The organism is Mycobacteroides franklinii, assembly GCF_001853795.1.
GTDB classification, from domain to species: Bacteria; Actinomycetota; Actinomycetes; order Mycobacteriales; family Mycobacteriaceae; genus Mycobacterium; species Mycobacterium franklinii.
This window is the reverse complement of record NZ_MLIK01000019.1, coordinates 352,901-367,022: the sequence shown is the minus strand read 5'-3', so window position 1 is coordinate 367,022 and position 14,122 is coordinate 352,901. Positions and strand designations below refer to the sequence as shown.

Genomic DNA, 14,122 nt, shown 5'->3' with positions numbered 1-14,122 from the left:
CGCTCGCGCGAAGAGAATGGAGCCCAGTGATGAGCCGGCTCATTGTGGTTGGTGGCGGTATCGGCGGGCTTGCCGCCGCGTTGAGCGCGGCCTCGTCGGGTAACGAGGTGATCGTACTGGAGCGGGCCCGTGAGTTCGCCGAGATCGGGGCGGGTATCCAGTTGGCGCCCAACGGGTTACATGCGCTGGACCTGCTGGGTGTGGGCGACAAGATCGCACGCATCGGAGTCCAGGTGGACTCGCTGCGACTGTTCGACGCCACCGTCGATCGTTTGATCAACACGATGAGCCTGGGCGCGGACTACCAGCATCGGTTCGATAGTCCGTACCTGGTGGTTCACCGCGCGGAGCTGCATCGCATCCTGGTCGACAAATGCGCCGCGGACAGCCGCATCGAACTGCGCAGCCGCAGTGAAGTGTTCGGATATCAGCAGGATACCGCGGGAGTGCGCGCGCTACTTGCCGATGGCACCAGCGTGGAAGGCGACGGTCTGATCGGCGCCGACGGTGTCAACTCTGCCATCCGACGCACCCTGCTGGACGACGGAGAACCGCGGGTCGCCGGGATCACGGTGTACCGCACCACGGTCCCGATCGACCGTGTTGACGAGAGCCTGCAATCTAATTCGGTCACCTGGTGGACCGGGCCCGGATGCCATCTGGTGACCTACCCGATCGCCGGTGGCGCACTGCTCAATCTGGCGGCGAGCCGAACCGACGGCGCCATGGAGGCGTTCTCGGGAGTCTCGGTAAGTGGGGCCCGGGTGCTCGCCGAGCTGGCCCCCTTGCGGGGCACGGCCCGCAGTCTGCTTGAGCTGGGCCGGGACTGGAGGTCCTGGGCACTGGTGGATCGTGACCCGGTGCGGCAGTGGTCCGACCGCCGGGTGGCGTTGTTAGGTGACGCGGCGCATCCCATGCTGCATTATGCGGCGCAGGGTGCCAGCCAGGCACTCGAAGACGCCATCGTCCTCGGCGCGATCATCGGTGCCGATCCCGACCGTATCCCGGGCAGATTCAGCCGGTTCGTCGAGGCCCGGCGCGACCGCACCGGCGATGTGACATTGGCGGCCCGGGACAGCATCGGCATCTGGCACGCGGCCGGGCACGCGGCCGCTGAGCGCAATGAAAAGCTGGGCGCCATGCGCGATTCCGATCTGCATGAGGCATTGGCCTGGATGCACGGCGAGACCGATTTCGGCCTGGCCGCGGTGGCGTCAACGGTGGGGGTGCGGTAGATGTCGGATCATCAGATTTGCATCATCGGCGCCGGCCCTCGCGGCCTGGCGGTGCTGGAGCGGCTGTGCGCCAACGAACGTCACGCACCCAGCGCGGACAGGATCGTCGTGCACGTGGTCGATCCGTACTCACCGGGAGCCGGATCGGTGTGGCGCACCGATCAGTCCTGGCATCTGTTGATGAACACCGTGGCCTCGCAAATCACCGTCTTCACCGACGACAGCGTGGCCATCGCGGGCCCCATCGAACCTGGGCCGACTCTCTACGAATGGGCACAAAGCCTTGCATTGCTGGGGGATCCATCGCGCAGTGGCGAGAAGGCCATCGCCGAGGCACGCACGCTGCGGTCCAATTCGTATCCGACGCGCGCACTCTACGGGCACTACCTCAGCGATAGTTTCGCCCGCGTCGTCGGATGGGCGCCGGAGCACGTCACGGTTCGTGTGCACCGTTCCCGTGCGGTGGCGCTGGCCGATACTCACGGCGATATCGATGGGCCCCAGGGGGTTCGGCTGGAGAACGGAGCCCGCTTACACGATCTCAAGGCCGTCATTCTCGCCGTCGGACATGTGCCCGCGGGGCTGCGGCCCGGCGAGGCGCGCGCAGCCTCCCTGGCCCGCATCCACGGACTGACCTATGTCACGCCGGCCAATCCGGCGGACATCGACCTGTCGGCCATCACAGCAGGTGAGCCCGTGGCAGTTCGGGGACTGGGACTGAACTTCTTCGACTACATGGCGTTGTTGACGGTGGGCCGGGGCGGGAAGTTCGTGCGTGAGGGCGCGCGCCTGGTGTACCGCCCGTCGGGGCAGGAACCCGTGCTGTACGCCAGTTCGCGCCGTGGCATCCCGTACCACGCCCGCGGCGAGAACCAGAAGGGTTCCTCCGGGCGTTACTTCCCGCGGCTGCTCACCGTCGAGCGGATTGCCCAGCTCCGCGCGGATCTCGGAGGGCTGCTGCAGTTCCGCCGCGACCTGTGGCCGCTTATCGCGCGCGAGGTGGAATGCGTGTACTACGAACGGCATTTGACTCAGCGTGGTGCACCGGTAGAGGAGTTCGCCGAGCGTTACCTTCATGCCGCGCAGGACGCGTTGCCTGCGATTCTGTCTGATCATGGGCTGGGAGATATCGTCTGGAAGTGGGATGATCTCGACCGCCCCTGGGGCGACCGTCAGTTCAGTGGCCCCGAGGATTTCACCGCGTGGATCCTTGAGCACCTGCGGGCCGATGTCGTGATGGCGCGCGAGGGCAATGTCGACGGGCCGGTGAAGGCGGCACTCGACGTGCTGCGGGACCTTCGCAACGAGATCCGGCTCGCAGTGGATCACGGTGGTCTGGACGGAAAGTCATACCGGGACGAACTGGAGAGCTGGTACACGCCGCTCAATGCCTTCTTGTCCATCGGACCTCCGGCCCAGCGGATCGAGGAGATCATTGCGCTGGTGGAGGCAGGTGTCATGCATTTGGTGGGACCGCAGATGCAGGTGCGCTTCGACACCCACGATCCCGCGGTGGTCATCGAGTCGCCGCTGGTGCCGGGATCGGCGGTACGCACGCGCAGTCTCATCGAGGCTCGACTGCACGAACCGGACCTGCGCCGCAGCAGTGATCCGCTGCTGGTCTTCCTGCAGGAGACGGGACAATGCCGCCAATACGAGATTCCGACGGACGATCAGAAGGCCTACCAGACACGAGGACTGGCGGTCACGGAGCGTCCGTATCGGTTGATCAGTGCGGATGGGAGGGTGCATCCGCGACGGTTCGCCTATGGGGTTCCCACCGAGTCGGTGCATTGGGTCACCGCGGCGGGGATCAGGCCGGGAGTGGATTCGGTGACACTGGGTGACGCCGATGCGATCGCTCGTGCCGCATTGGCCTGTGCGCCCAATCCTGTTGCGGATGTGGGTGATCACGGGGTGTTGGTGTGAGCGGTTTCTTGGACTCCGGGCTGCTGTCCCCGGTGAGCGCTGGCACCAACGCCGAGGCCGAACTGACCGATGCGGCGTGGTTGCAGGCGATGCTCGATGCCGAGGTCGCGCTGGCGGCCGCCCAAGCGGATATCGGTGTGCTGCCGAGGGATGCGGCCGATGTCATCGCCAAGGCAGCGGCCGCGCACGATATCGATGTCCGCACGGTGGCTTTATCGGCTCGGGAGACCGCCAACCCCGTGGTTGGGCTGATCAAGGAACTGACCCGAGTCGTGGGTGAGATCGAGCCGAGTGCCACGGATTACGTGCATCGCGGGTCGACGAGCCAGGACATTCTCGACACCGGGGCGATGATGCTGACGAAGCGGGTGCTGGAGTTGATCGCCACGGACCTGGGCCATGTGGCCGAGGCGCTTGCGGAGCTGGCCGCGCAGCACCGTGACACCGTGATGGCCGCCCGCACGCTGGCCGTGCAGGCAGTGCCGACGACGTTCGGGCTCAAGGCATCCGGGTGGCGTGCGCTGGTTCTCGAGGCGCACACACGGGTGTGCGCGCTGGCGAATGCGCTTCCGGTATCGCTCGGCGGTGCGGCGGGAACTCTTGCCGGATACCTCGAGTACGCGGGGTCGGAGGGGGCCGAGCCCGGTGCGTTCGTCGAGAAACTGAACGCGGCATTCGCGCGCAGAACGGGGCTGGCCGAGTCCGGCTTGCCGTGGCATGCGCTGCGCGCTCCCATCGCGGATATCGGCAGCACCACAGCCTTTGTTGCGGGAGCTCTCGGGAAGCTCGCGGTGGACGTACTGACGTTGAGCCGCACCGAGATCGCGGAAGTAGCGGAGCCCGCCCCACCTGGGCGCGGCGTGTCCTCGGCGATGCCACACAAGCGAAATCCGGTGTTGGCAACCATGATCCGATCGGCGGCGCTGCAGGTTCCGGCCCTGAGCCTCGTCCTGACGCAGTCGTTGCTCAGCGAGGACGAGCGCTCGGCCGGGGGCTGGCACGCGGAATGGCTGGTGTTGCGGGAGTGTTTGCGTCTCACCGGGGGTGCAGCCCAGACCGCCGTTGAACTGAGCCGCGGACTGCAGGTGCGCGCCGAACGGATGTCGGAGAATCTTGCCCTGCTCGGCGGTCAGCCGTCGGCCGAGCGACTGTCGGCGGCACTCGCCCCACGGCTGGGCAAGGGGCCGGCGAAAGCCGTCGTCACCGCCGTGGTGGATGAGGCGGTCGCGCGTAACCTGAGTTTGCGTGAGGCAAGCCTGGCCCGGCCGGAGATCATCGAGTGGTTGAGCGAGGCCGAGATCGATGAACTGCTGGACCCCACCACCTACACCGGAGCGGCAGGTCAGCTGGTTGAGGAGGCCATCGCACGCCCTTCCTGAGGAAATCACCTGCGCGAACTTTCACTCAGGTTGATTCTTTGCGAACTGTTCGCGCGCAAGAGTCTTGACGGTGCCCTACCCCGCCCATACGGTTGCCACGCACACACGGCAGACGGGTAGTTGGGATTGACTGAGATTCAGGCGAGTGGGGCGCGCGACGCGGTGCCGAGTGCGGGCCATTCAGCGCTGGCCGTGCTGCGGCTACTGGCTTCTGGAACGGCTCCCGACGTGTTCGAGGTCAGGCTCAGGGAGATGGCGCGTGAGTCCTCGCCACCGTGGAGCGCCGCGGATCTACACCGGGCCAGGGGGTACGCCGAGCGCATCTACGGCCTTATCGAGGGGCAGAATCAGCGTGAGGCACGGCTGTCCAACTTGGTGGGCGTGGGTATCGACCTACTCGGCTGCCATGACCTCGATGAGGCGTCAACGACCCTGGTCAAACGTGCACGGATCATGCTCGACGCCGACTTCTCCTTCATCTCGGTGCGCGACGACTCGGCTCCGGAGATGCGGCATCACGTGCGCTACGTCGACGGGCCCACCACCGCCATAAACCACGGGCTCTACTTCCCGATCGGAGACGACGTCGGGTTGGTCAGTCTGTACCGCATGGGGCAGGGCCCGGTGTGGACCGCGGATTACCCTTCCGACACCAGATTCAGCCGGGCCAGCGACGGCGATGCCGCCATGCGTTCTGAGGGTGTGCACAGCCTGATGGTCATGCCGATGGAACATGAGGGACGGCATTTCGGCAACCTCTACGTCGGTTCACGGACGGTGCGCAGCTTCACCGCGGCCGAACGGTCTCTGTTCGCGAGCCTGTGCTCGTTCGCGGGTATCGCTCTTGCGCGCGCCCGCGAATTCTCCAGCAATACAGCGCAAATCAGCGCATTGGAGCGCCGGCTGGAGCTGCGGACCACGCTATTGGACACCGGTGCGGGTCCCGGAGGCATGGACGGCTTCGTCCTCACCGCCGGGGAGCAGCTCGGCGTCGCGATGCGGGTGACGGGACATGACGGAGGTGAGATCGCGTCCTATAAATGGAAACCGAACGCGCACAACATCCTTACCGCCGCGCTGACCGTTGGTGACGACTTCCACGGTGAGCTATCCGTCGCGAGTCTGGACGACGGGCCGGTCTCGTTGTACCCGTTGAAAATTCAGGATCTCGCCACCACCGCCGCCGTAGTGCTGTGCGGTGACAACCGGATGTCGCTGTCGGTGTCGCAGCTGCGTAATGACCTGTTGCGCGACGTGCTGGACTACCGCCAGCGTGACAGTAGGCTGGTCCAAATCTATGCCCGCCGTTTGGCTTTGGATCTCAATCAGCCGCATATCGTCGTCATCGTCAGACCCGAACGTGGCGGGCTGGATCGTGCGTCGCTGTGGTCGGCATCATTCGCCTCGCGGGTGGGTGGCTTGCGCGCCACACAGGACGAGGTCGTGGTGCTGCTCATCCCGGGATCCGACGCGGGGCGCACCGCCCAGACGGTATGGGACGAGACGACGGCACACCTTCGGATGCCGGTGACGGTGTCCTCCGCCGGACCGTCAGACCGGATCGAGTCCATCGAGGACACCTACCAGGACGCGATGCGCTGTATGGATGCGATGAGCGCACTGGGCGCCCTTGGAACAGCTGCTGCCGCAAACGAACTCGGCTTCCTGGGGGTGCTTTTATCGCGCCACCAGGATGTGGAGGGATTCGTCAGATCGATGGTCGGCCCCGTCATCGACTATGACGAGGACCGCGACACCGATCTGTTGCAGACACTCGACGTGTATTTCACCGTCGGTGCCAGTCCCACCCGCGCCGCGAAGATCCTGCACACACACCCGAACACCGTGGTGCGCCGACTCGACCGGGTGAATGAACTACTTGGTGACGGGTGGCAGGATGCCGAGCGGCTCCTGGACACGCAGCTCGCCATCAAGCTGTGGAAAGTGAGAGGTTCGCTGCTCACTCGCCAGACCGGGTGACACCAGGCATCCGACTGCCGCCGCGATGGACACCAGGGTGGCATGCCGGTGCCATCCGGTGAACGACCGTCCTGCGAAGTCCTGCATGCCCATCCGGTTCGCCAGGTGCAGGTATCCCTGTTGCACGTGATCTGCCAGTGCCACCTGATGCGCCTGTGACGAGGTGGAGAACTCGGGGTCATTGGTCAACCAGAGTTCGGTGCGCGCACGCGAATGGTCCAGGGGAGTCATCCCGACGAGCGTCAACGGTGTCCGCGATCGTGGTGCCGCGGGGTCGGCCAGCTGAACCTTGGCGATGCTGATCAGGTGGCGGCGTCCCTGATAGACGTACTGCTCGGTGCGGCGGGAGCCCTTGGTGGCCTGCACGATCTGGGCGGCCGGCAGCACACGCCCCTGGTAGCCCGCGAATGCCGGGTCAACGACCTGAAGCTGTAGGTCGCTGGGTACTCGGGTGGTCGCGACCTGGTGTGCGAGTGTCCCGAAGACCTGTGCCAGGTCCGCGCCACTGGCGCCGAGCAGATCGAAGATGACCGGCGCCTTCGCGGGGCGCGCCACCCGGGCGAACTCTTGGAACGACGAGAGCGCGCAGCCGCTCACCGACTCCAGCGGGTAGTCCTCGGGGATGGAGGTCTTCGACTTCTTGGTGGTGGACTCCAGCCAGGGCTGCGACAGGTGCAGCCGCCAGCTCACCGGCACCGCGAAGCCGTCGGCAGCGAGCCACACGCTGAGGGCCAGCTGGCCGTTGACCGCGCGGCCGGCGCGCGGGCAATACCGTCGGTCCACGCCTACCGAGTGCACGCCGGCCTTGGGGATCAGCATCGGGGTCACCACCCATGCCGCCGCGTGGTACGCGCTGGTGAGATAGGACGTCAGGTCCCGGCGCACCGCCCACCAGTCCCAGGTGGAGCTGTTCACGAAGTGATGCAGATTCTGCTCGCTCACCTCGCGACCCATCGATTGGCCCATGCTGGCCGCCATGTTCCGTGCCGACTTACGTCCGCGCACCTTCAGCAGGCCGGTGACATAGTCCTCACCCTTGGCGCGCTGATCGCAGCGTGGCAGCGATCGCAGCACTTCGGGGCATACATGCGAGGCTACGGACGCCATCGCGTCGACCGAGTTGACGCGTGGGCGCGTATCGAACAGTTCGGTCGCGGCCTGGGTCTTGGTCGCAGATGTCATGCTGAAGCACCTCGATGAGTTAGCGGATGTTCAATGTCGACCCAAGAATGGGCGAGACTCGGGCTGAGGGCCAGGTATTGGCACCACACAAAGTGACGGACTATGCGGGTGCCCCGCTACACCGACGTTGGTGGACTAATGCGAGATGGCTGATTGGTGAACAGCCCTCTGAACTGGGACTTGTTGTTTGCGACCTGAGTGCATAGGTGGCGCAATGGGGTGGCTAGGGGGTCAACTTGACGGATTGTCTCCGAACTGACGAATTGAATTCGCGATTGTTTGGTGCGCGATGCCGTATCCCGAAGATAGAGAGGTGATTACCCGGCGGGAATTGCTAGGAACAGCCTTTGCGTTGGCTGGAGCGGCGGCGATTGCCGGTTGCGGCTCGCAGGCTCGTGCGGCAAACCCGCAAGTTACGGTGACCGGCGGCGCGATTCGGGGGGAGACCGCCGGCACGGTGCACGTGTTCCGCGGCGTTCCCTATGCGCAGCCGCCGACGGGAGAGAATCGTTTCCGATCCCCCCGTGCGGTGACTCCGTGGGCAGACACGTTGAACACCACCCGGTTTGGCTCGGACTTCATTCAGCCGGCCGGTGGCGATCCGGTGCGTCAGGAAGATGCGCTCTACGCCAATGTGTGGACGCCGTCGGTCGACGGCGCAGCGTCGCTGCCGGTGATCGTCTACGTCCACGGTGGTGGCTGGTCCCGGGGGGCGGGCAGCCTGCCGGTGTACGACGGGGCAGCGCTCGCCGATCGCGCCGGTGCCGTCGTCGTCAACTTCAACTATCGGCTGGGTGCGTTCGGGTTCTGCAGTCATCCGGCTCTGGAAGACCCCGCCACCGGGCTGCACGCCAACTGGGGGTTACAAGACCAGATCGCCCTGCTGCGCTGGGTTGGTGAGAATGCCAAGGCATTTGGCGGTGATCCGGGAAACATCACGCTCGTCGGTACCTCGGCGGGTGGTGCGAGCACGTGGCAGCTGTCCCTGCACCCGCAGACGCGCCCGCTGCTGCGCCGGATCATCAGTATCAGCCAGGCGCACGTGTGGAGTCCGTACCTGAGCCTCACTCCGGACGATGCCACCGCGGCGTTCGATGCGCTGGCCGCCGCTCAGGGGATCGCGGTGAAGAATCTGAAAGACGTACCGGCGGATCGGATCCGCGACTGGTGGGTTGCGCAATTCGCCCTGCCGAAGCAGCAGCGGGTGGTCAAGAGCGGTCGTCAGTACCGCGGACCGGTGCTGGATCCGGTGCTCCTTCCGGCCTTCGACGTCAATCAGCCGTTACCGGACATCCCCACCATCTCCATCTATACGAGCACCGAGGGAGCCTTCTTCACCGGCCCCAACGCGCCCGAACCACAGGCGCAACCCACCGATGCGGCCTCGCTGCACGCCGCGTTCCGCGACATCCTGGAGCAGGGGGTGCCCTCCGTGTCGGAGGCGACTGTCTCCGATGCCGTTGCCTTGTACACAGATTCGGCAAAGCAGGATGGCAGGCCGACGGATCCACTATCGCTGTGGACTGAGCTGTGGGGCGATGCCCTGATCCGTCACGACATCCTCGCGTTCACCCGTCGTGCAGCGGTGGAGCGACGCGCACCGCTGTACCTGATGGAGTATGCGCACCCGGTGAAGCCGCCGTACTTCGGTGTGCCGCACGAGTCGACATCGCCGTTCCTCTTCGGTACCTACGCACACCCGACCAACGTGGCCAAGTTCGGCGACGGTCCGAAAGAGCGGGAAACCTCGGCCGCCTTTATGGATCTGGTGGCGGAGTTCGTGCACGGCAAGGCGCCGGCAAGTCCGCGGCTGCCGCAATGGGATCCGGTGGGACAGGACGTGCACCAGCTCGTGCTGCGTGACGGAGCCGGAACCATCACCACCCCTCCCAAGACCACACAGCTGGGCGTTCTCGACGCAGTCCAGTGGGGCAAGTGAATCGGAAATCAAACGAATGGAGATCACGAGAATGACTGCGCCATCACTGCTGCTCAATACCGGACGGGCAGTACAGCAGCCGGTCTGGGAGAACAACGCACATCTGGAGCGGGTGCGCTCTGAGCTCAGCGAGCTGCCCGCACTGGTCGGATCCGACGAGATCAGGACTCTGCGCACGCTGCTGAGCACTGTCGCTCAGGGCCGGGCCACCATCATCCAGGCGGGTGACTGCGCGGAGGACCCGCAGGAGTCGACCGATGCACACGTGGCCCGCAAGGTTGGGCTACTCAACATCCTCGCCGGCACCATGCGGATGAAGACGCATCGTCCGGTGCTGCGCGTCGGACGCATCGGCGGGCAGTACGCCAAACCGCGGTCCAAGCCCACCGAGACCATCGACGGTGTCGAGTTGCCCTCATTCCGTGGGCATCTGGTCAACAGTCCGCAACCGCATCCGGTGCACCGGCGCGCCAATCCGGACCGGATGCTGGCCGGATACTGGGCCGCGAACCGGGTGATGAGTCACCTGGGGTGGCGGGTGCCTTCCTCACTGTCTGTCATCGAGCCGCCGGTGTGGACGTCCCATGAGGCGTTACTGCTCGACTACGAGGGGCCCCAGCTGCGCCGCGACGGTGAGAACCGCATGGTGCTCACGTCCACGCACTGGCCCTGGATCGGGGACCGGACCCGGCATCTCGACGGCCCGCATGTCGAATTGTTCTCCCGGATTGCCAATCCCGTCGCGTGCAAGGTGGGGCCGTCGATGACGACGGAAGACCTGCTCGCGCTGTGCGACAAACTGGATCCGGAGCACGAGAGCGGTCGACTCACACTGATCGCGCGGTTGGGTGCCTCGTCGGTGCGGTCCAAGCTTCCTGACTTGGTTGCCGCAGTTCGCGATTCCGGTCACCCGGTGATCTGGCTGTGCGACCCGCTGCACGCCAACACGGTGTCCACCGATTCGGGGTACAAGACTCGGCACGTCCAGACGGCCATCGACGAGGTACGTGGCTTCCGTGAGGTGCTCGCCGATGCCGGTGTGCACGCGGGTGGGTTGCACCTTGAGGCCACACCGGACGACGTCATCGAGTGCGTTTACGACGGCTCCCAGAATCACGAAGTGGGCGAGCGGTATTCAACGCTGTGCGATCCGCGACTCAACGCCGCGCAGGCAACCGAGGTGGTGTCCGCATGGTAGCGGTGGTCACCGGTGCAGGTGGCGGAGTTGGTTCACGGGTGGTGACCACGCTGGCACGCCGGGATGAGCGGGTAGTCGCGGTGGATATCGATGAGGTGGCCATCAAGCAGCTCGTCGAATATGCCGCCGATGAGGGGCTGGATGTCATCGGGCAGGTCCTGGACATCACCGATGACACTGCCGTCGCGGTGGGGGTGTCCGATATCGAGTCCCGTGTGGGCCCGATAACCTCGCTGGTCAACGGCGCGGGCGTACTGAGGACCGGCGCGGCGGTGGAGTTTTCCGACGCAGACTGGGCACGCACCTTCGATGTCAACGTACGTGCGCCCTTCGTGCTGAGCCGGGAGGTGGCGCGGCACATGATTCCGCGCCGCGCGGGATCAATCGTGACGATCGCCTCTAACGCGGCATTGGTGGCGCGTAAGGGAATGACGGCATATTCGGCGTCCAAGGCGGCCGCCAATGCCTTCACCAAGAGCCTTGGGCTTGAGCTCGCCGAGCATGGAATCCGTTGTAACGTGGTGGCTCCGGGATCTACGGACACCCCCATGCTGCGGGCCATGCTCGGTGATTCCTCCGACGCCGGGCTCATCGCCGGAAGCCTTGACGACTACAAGCCGGGGATTCCGTTGGGGCGCGTTGCCCAGCCACAGCACATCGCCGATGCCGTGGCCTTCCTGCTTTCCGACCAAGCCGCCCACATCACCATGCACACGCTGGTGGTCGACGGCGGCGCGACGCTAGGGGTTTGACCCATGACCACCGTTGATGCTCTTCGCGTAAACGGCTCATCGCCAGCCACACGCGGCATCCCGATCATTGCCGAATACGACCTGCCCACCGTCGATCTGCTGCCCGCCAACACCGCGACCTGGCAGATCGATCCCGACCGCGCTGTACTGCTCATTCACGATATGCAGCGCTACTTCCTTGCTCCACTGCCTGTTTCATTGCGCGCGGAGCTGGTGAGCAACGTCGCCGCCATCCGTGACCGGAGCGTGGCGGCCGGAATCCCGATCGCCTACACGGCCCAACCCGGCAGCATGACCCAGGAGCAGCGCGGTCTGCTCAAGGATTTCTGGGGTCCCGGGATGCGTGTCGACGAGGAACATCGCCGGATCGTCGATCCGATCGCTCCCGAAGCGGGGGATTGGGTTTTCACGAAGTGGCGCTACAGCGCATTCCATCGCTCGGCGCTGTTGGAGCGGATGCATGCGACCGGTCGGGACCAGTTGGTGATCTGCGGGGTCTACGCGCACGTCGGAGTGCTGATGACGGCGGTGGACGCGTTCACCCACGACATCGAGACCTTCCTGGTGGCCGATGCGATCGCCGATTTCGATGACGAATCGCATTGGATGGCACTGGAATACGCGGCGCGGCGGTGCGCCGTGCTGACCGTTACGGATGAGGTGCTGACATGAGCGATCTGCTGGGGCGGGTATTGGCCGGAGAAGCCGGACCGTTCGCGCTGCTGTATCGGCCGGAATCCGGTGCGCCGGACACCGTCGATGTGTTCGCCGGCGCGGTGACCTCCGTCGAAAGAATCGCCGACCTGCCACTGCGTGACGATCAGATTGGGCATGATCTGCTGGCATTGGTGCCGTATCGGCAAATCGCCGAGCGAGGATTTGTGGCGCCGGATGACGGTGCTCCGCTATTGGCGCTGGAGATCGAGCGGCAGGAGCTGGTGCCGCTGACCGAGGTGCTGGATCGAATCCCCGAGCATCCGGTGGTGGTGGGCCACAGCGATTTCGACATCGATGACGAGGAGTACGCGCGTCTGGCAGCGGGCATCATCTCCGAGGAGATAGGCCAGGGTGCCGGCGCCAACTTCGTGTTGAAGCGGAACCTGCTCGTGCAGTTGCACGATTATTCGATCAACACGGCATTGACGCTCTTCCGCCGGCTGCTGGAGCGTGAGAAGGGTGCGTATTGGACGTTCCTGGTGAGCACCGGGGAACAGGTGTTCGTCGGTGCCACGCCCGAACGCCATATCAGCGTGCAGGATTCGTTGGCGGTGATGAACCCGATCAGTGGGACCTACCGGTACGGCGTGAATGGTCCGAGCCTGGATGCCGTCATGGAATTCCTTGCCGACACCAAGGAGTCCGATGAGCTCTACATGGTGGTCGATGAGGAGCTGAAGATGATGGCCCGCATCTGCCCCGACGGTGGACAGGTGCAGGGACCGTATCTGAAGGAGATGGCGCGGCTCGCCCATACCGAGTATTTGATCTCGGGTGTGACGAACCGCGATCCGCGAGAGATCTTGGCCGAGACCATGTTCGCGCCCACCGTGACCGGAAGTCCATTGGAGAACGCGTGCCGCGTGATCCAGCGCTATGAGCCCGAGGGCCGCCGGTACTACAGCGGTGTCGCCGCGTTGATCAGCACCGACCCCGTCGGCGTGCGGCAACTGGATTCGGCGATCCTGATCCGGACCGCCGAGATCTCACCGGATGGAGCACTGACCGCCGGTACCGGGGCCACCATCGTCAGGCATTCCAATCCTACGAGTGAGGCCGCCGAGACCCGCAGCAAGGCAGCGGGATTGCTCTCTGTATTGACCACTCGCCGTGAGCTACGCAGCCATCCACGGGTGACGGAAGCGCTCGCGAACCGCAACACCGGTATCGGGACCTTCTGGCTGGGGCACGGTTCGGGGGAGAGCGCCACGAACTTGGCGGGCCGTACCGCGCTGGTGGTCGACGCGGAGGACACCTTCACCTCGATGATCGGGTTGCAGTTGCGGGCCTTGGGATTACGGGTCGAGATTCGCCGGTTTGATGAGCACATCGATCCCGGATCACATGACTTCCTGGTGCTCGGCCCGGGGCCTGGAGACCCGACGGCGATCGATGTACCGAAGATCGCCGCCCTCACCGCATTGACGAAGACGGCGCTGACTCGGCGCGTGCCCTTTCTGTCGATCTGCCTGAGTCATCAGGTGCTGTGCCGGCAGCTGGGCCTGCCTATCCGGCGCAGGGAGCAGCCGAACCAGGGTGTGCAGCGGCAGATCGATCTGTTCGGTACCGAGCGGTACGTCGGGTTCTACAACACCTTCGCCGCGGTGACGGGCGGGGAGTGGGTGGACACTGCGGCGGGCCGGGTGCAGATCAGCGCGGACGCGGTCACGGGTGAGGTGCATGCATTGCGTGCGAAGCGATTCGCGTCGATCCAGTTCCATGCCGAGTCCATTCTGACGCGGGATGGCGTCGGGATCTTCGGTGAGCTGTTGACGCCGCTGGCGACGGGGGTTCCGGTACTAGCATGACGA

Annotated in this window: 10 protein-coding genes; 9 read left to right on the top strand and 1 reads right to left on the bottom strand. The window is 65.2% G+C overall.

The window, feature by feature from the left end:
• Positions 1–29 precede the first annotated feature (29 nt).
• From BKG76_RS09615 to BKG76_RS09600, 4 genes are all read left to right on the top strand, one after another.
• On the top strand, positions 30–1,235 hold the full coding sequence (locus BKG76_RS09615; protein ID WP_070937451.1) for an FAD-dependent monooxygenase: 1,206 nt from the start codon (positions 30–32) through the stop codon (positions 1,233–1,235).
• Positions 1,236–3,164, top strand: coding sequence for an FAD/NAD(P)-binding protein (locus BKG76_RS09610; protein WP_070937450.1), 1,929 nt, complete (start codon positions 1,236–1,238; stop codon positions 3,162–3,164).
• Positions 3,161–4,543 (top strand): lyase family protein, encoded by a 1,383-nt coding sequence (locus BKG76_RS09605; protein ID WP_070937449.1) that lies wholly within the window; start codon positions 3,161–3,163, stop codon positions 4,541–4,543. Before BKG76_RS09610 ends, BKG76_RS09605 begins: the two co-directional genes overlap by 4 nt.
• Positions 4,544–4,771: 228 nt before the next feature.
• Positions 4,772–6,523 carry a helix-turn-helix domain-containing protein gene (locus BKG76_RS09600; RefSeq protein WP_070939090.1) on the top strand — a complete coding sequence of 584 codons (1,752 nt, stop codon included), beginning with the start codon at positions 4,772–4,774 and terminating at the stop codon, positions 6,521–6,523.
• On the opposite strand, the gene BKG76_RS09595 is transcribed toward BKG76_RS09600, so the two are convergent.
• Positions 6,419–7,705 carry an IS701 family transposase gene (locus BKG76_RS09595; protein WP_070937448.1) on the bottom strand — a complete coding sequence of 429 codons (1,287 nt, stop codon included), beginning with the start codon at positions 7,703–7,705 and terminating at the stop codon, positions 6,419–6,421. The two genes, BKG76_RS09600 and BKG76_RS09595, sit on opposite strands and share 105 nt — an antisense overlap.
• Positions 7,706–8,018: 313 nt before the next feature.
• Between BKG76_RS09595 and BKG76_RS09590 the strand changes: the two genes are divergently transcribed.
• The 5 genes from BKG76_RS09590 to BKG76_RS09570 are packed head-to-tail and all read left to right on the top strand — an operon-like array spanning position 8,019 to position 14,119.
• Positions 8,019–9,644 carry a carboxylesterase family protein gene (locus tag BKG76_RS09590; protein ID WP_070939089.1) on the top strand — a complete coding sequence of 542 codons (1,626 nt, stop codon included), beginning with the start codon at positions 8,019–8,021 and terminating at the stop codon, positions 9,642–9,644.
• Positions 9,645–9,660: 16 nt separating this feature from the next.
• Complete coding sequence (locus BKG76_RS09585) at positions 9,661–10,842, top strand: 3-deoxy-7-phosphoheptulonate synthase (RefSeq protein ID WP_070937447.1); 1,182 nt, start codon at positions 9,661–9,663, stop codon at positions 10,840–10,842.
• The gene (locus BKG76_RS09580; RefSeq protein WP_070937446.1) at positions 10,836–11,594 is read left to right on the top strand and encodes an SDR family NAD(P)-dependent oxidoreductase; all 759 of its coding nucleotides are present in this window, start codon (positions 10,836–10,838) and stop codon (positions 11,592–11,594) included. The genes BKG76_RS09585 and BKG76_RS09580 overlap by 7 nt, the downstream gene beginning before the upstream one ends.
• A gap of 3 nt (positions 11,595–11,597) precedes the next feature.
• Positions 11,598–12,266 (top strand): isochorismatase family protein, encoded by a 669-nt coding sequence (locus tag BKG76_RS09575; protein WP_070937445.1) that lies wholly within the window; start codon positions 11,598–11,600, stop codon positions 12,264–12,266.
• A complete protein-coding gene (locus BKG76_RS09570) occupies positions 12,263–14,119 on the top strand; it encodes an anthranilate synthase family protein (protein WP_070937444.1) in 1,857 nt (618 codons plus the stop codon). The genes BKG76_RS09575 and BKG76_RS09570 overlap by 4 nt, the downstream gene beginning before the upstream one ends.
• Positions 14,120–14,122 lie beyond the last annotated feature (3 nt).

Bases quoted from the DNA above. Each gene is read 5' to 3' on its own strand.
- BKG76_RS09615 (WP_070937451.1), top strand. From the start codon at position 30: ATGAGCCGGCTCATTGTGGTTGGTGGCGGTATCGGCGGGCTTGCCGCC.
- BKG76_RS09610 (WP_070937450.1), top strand. From the start codon at position 1,236: ATGTCGGATCATCAGATTTGCATCATCGGCGCCGGCCCTCGCGGCCTG.
- BKG76_RS09595 (WP_070937448.1), bottom strand. From the start codon at position 7,705: ATGACATCTGCGACCAAGACCCAGGCCGCGACCGAACTGTTCGATACG.
- BKG76_RS09585 (WP_070937447.1), top strand. From the start codon at position 9,661: ATGGAGATCACGAGAATGACTGCGCCATCACTGCTGCTCAATACCGGA.
- BKG76_RS09580 (WP_070937446.1), top strand. From the start codon at position 10,836: ATGGTAGCGGTGGTCACCGGTGCAGGTGGCGGAGTTGGTTCACGGGTG.
- BKG76_RS09575 (WP_070937445.1), top strand. From the start codon at position 11,598: ATGACCACCGTTGATGCTCTTCGCGTAAACGGCTCATCGCCAGCCACA.
- BKG76_RS09570 (WP_070937444.1), top strand. From the start codon at position 12,263: ATGAGCGATCTGCTGGGGCGGGTATTGGCCGGAGAAGCCGGACCGTTC.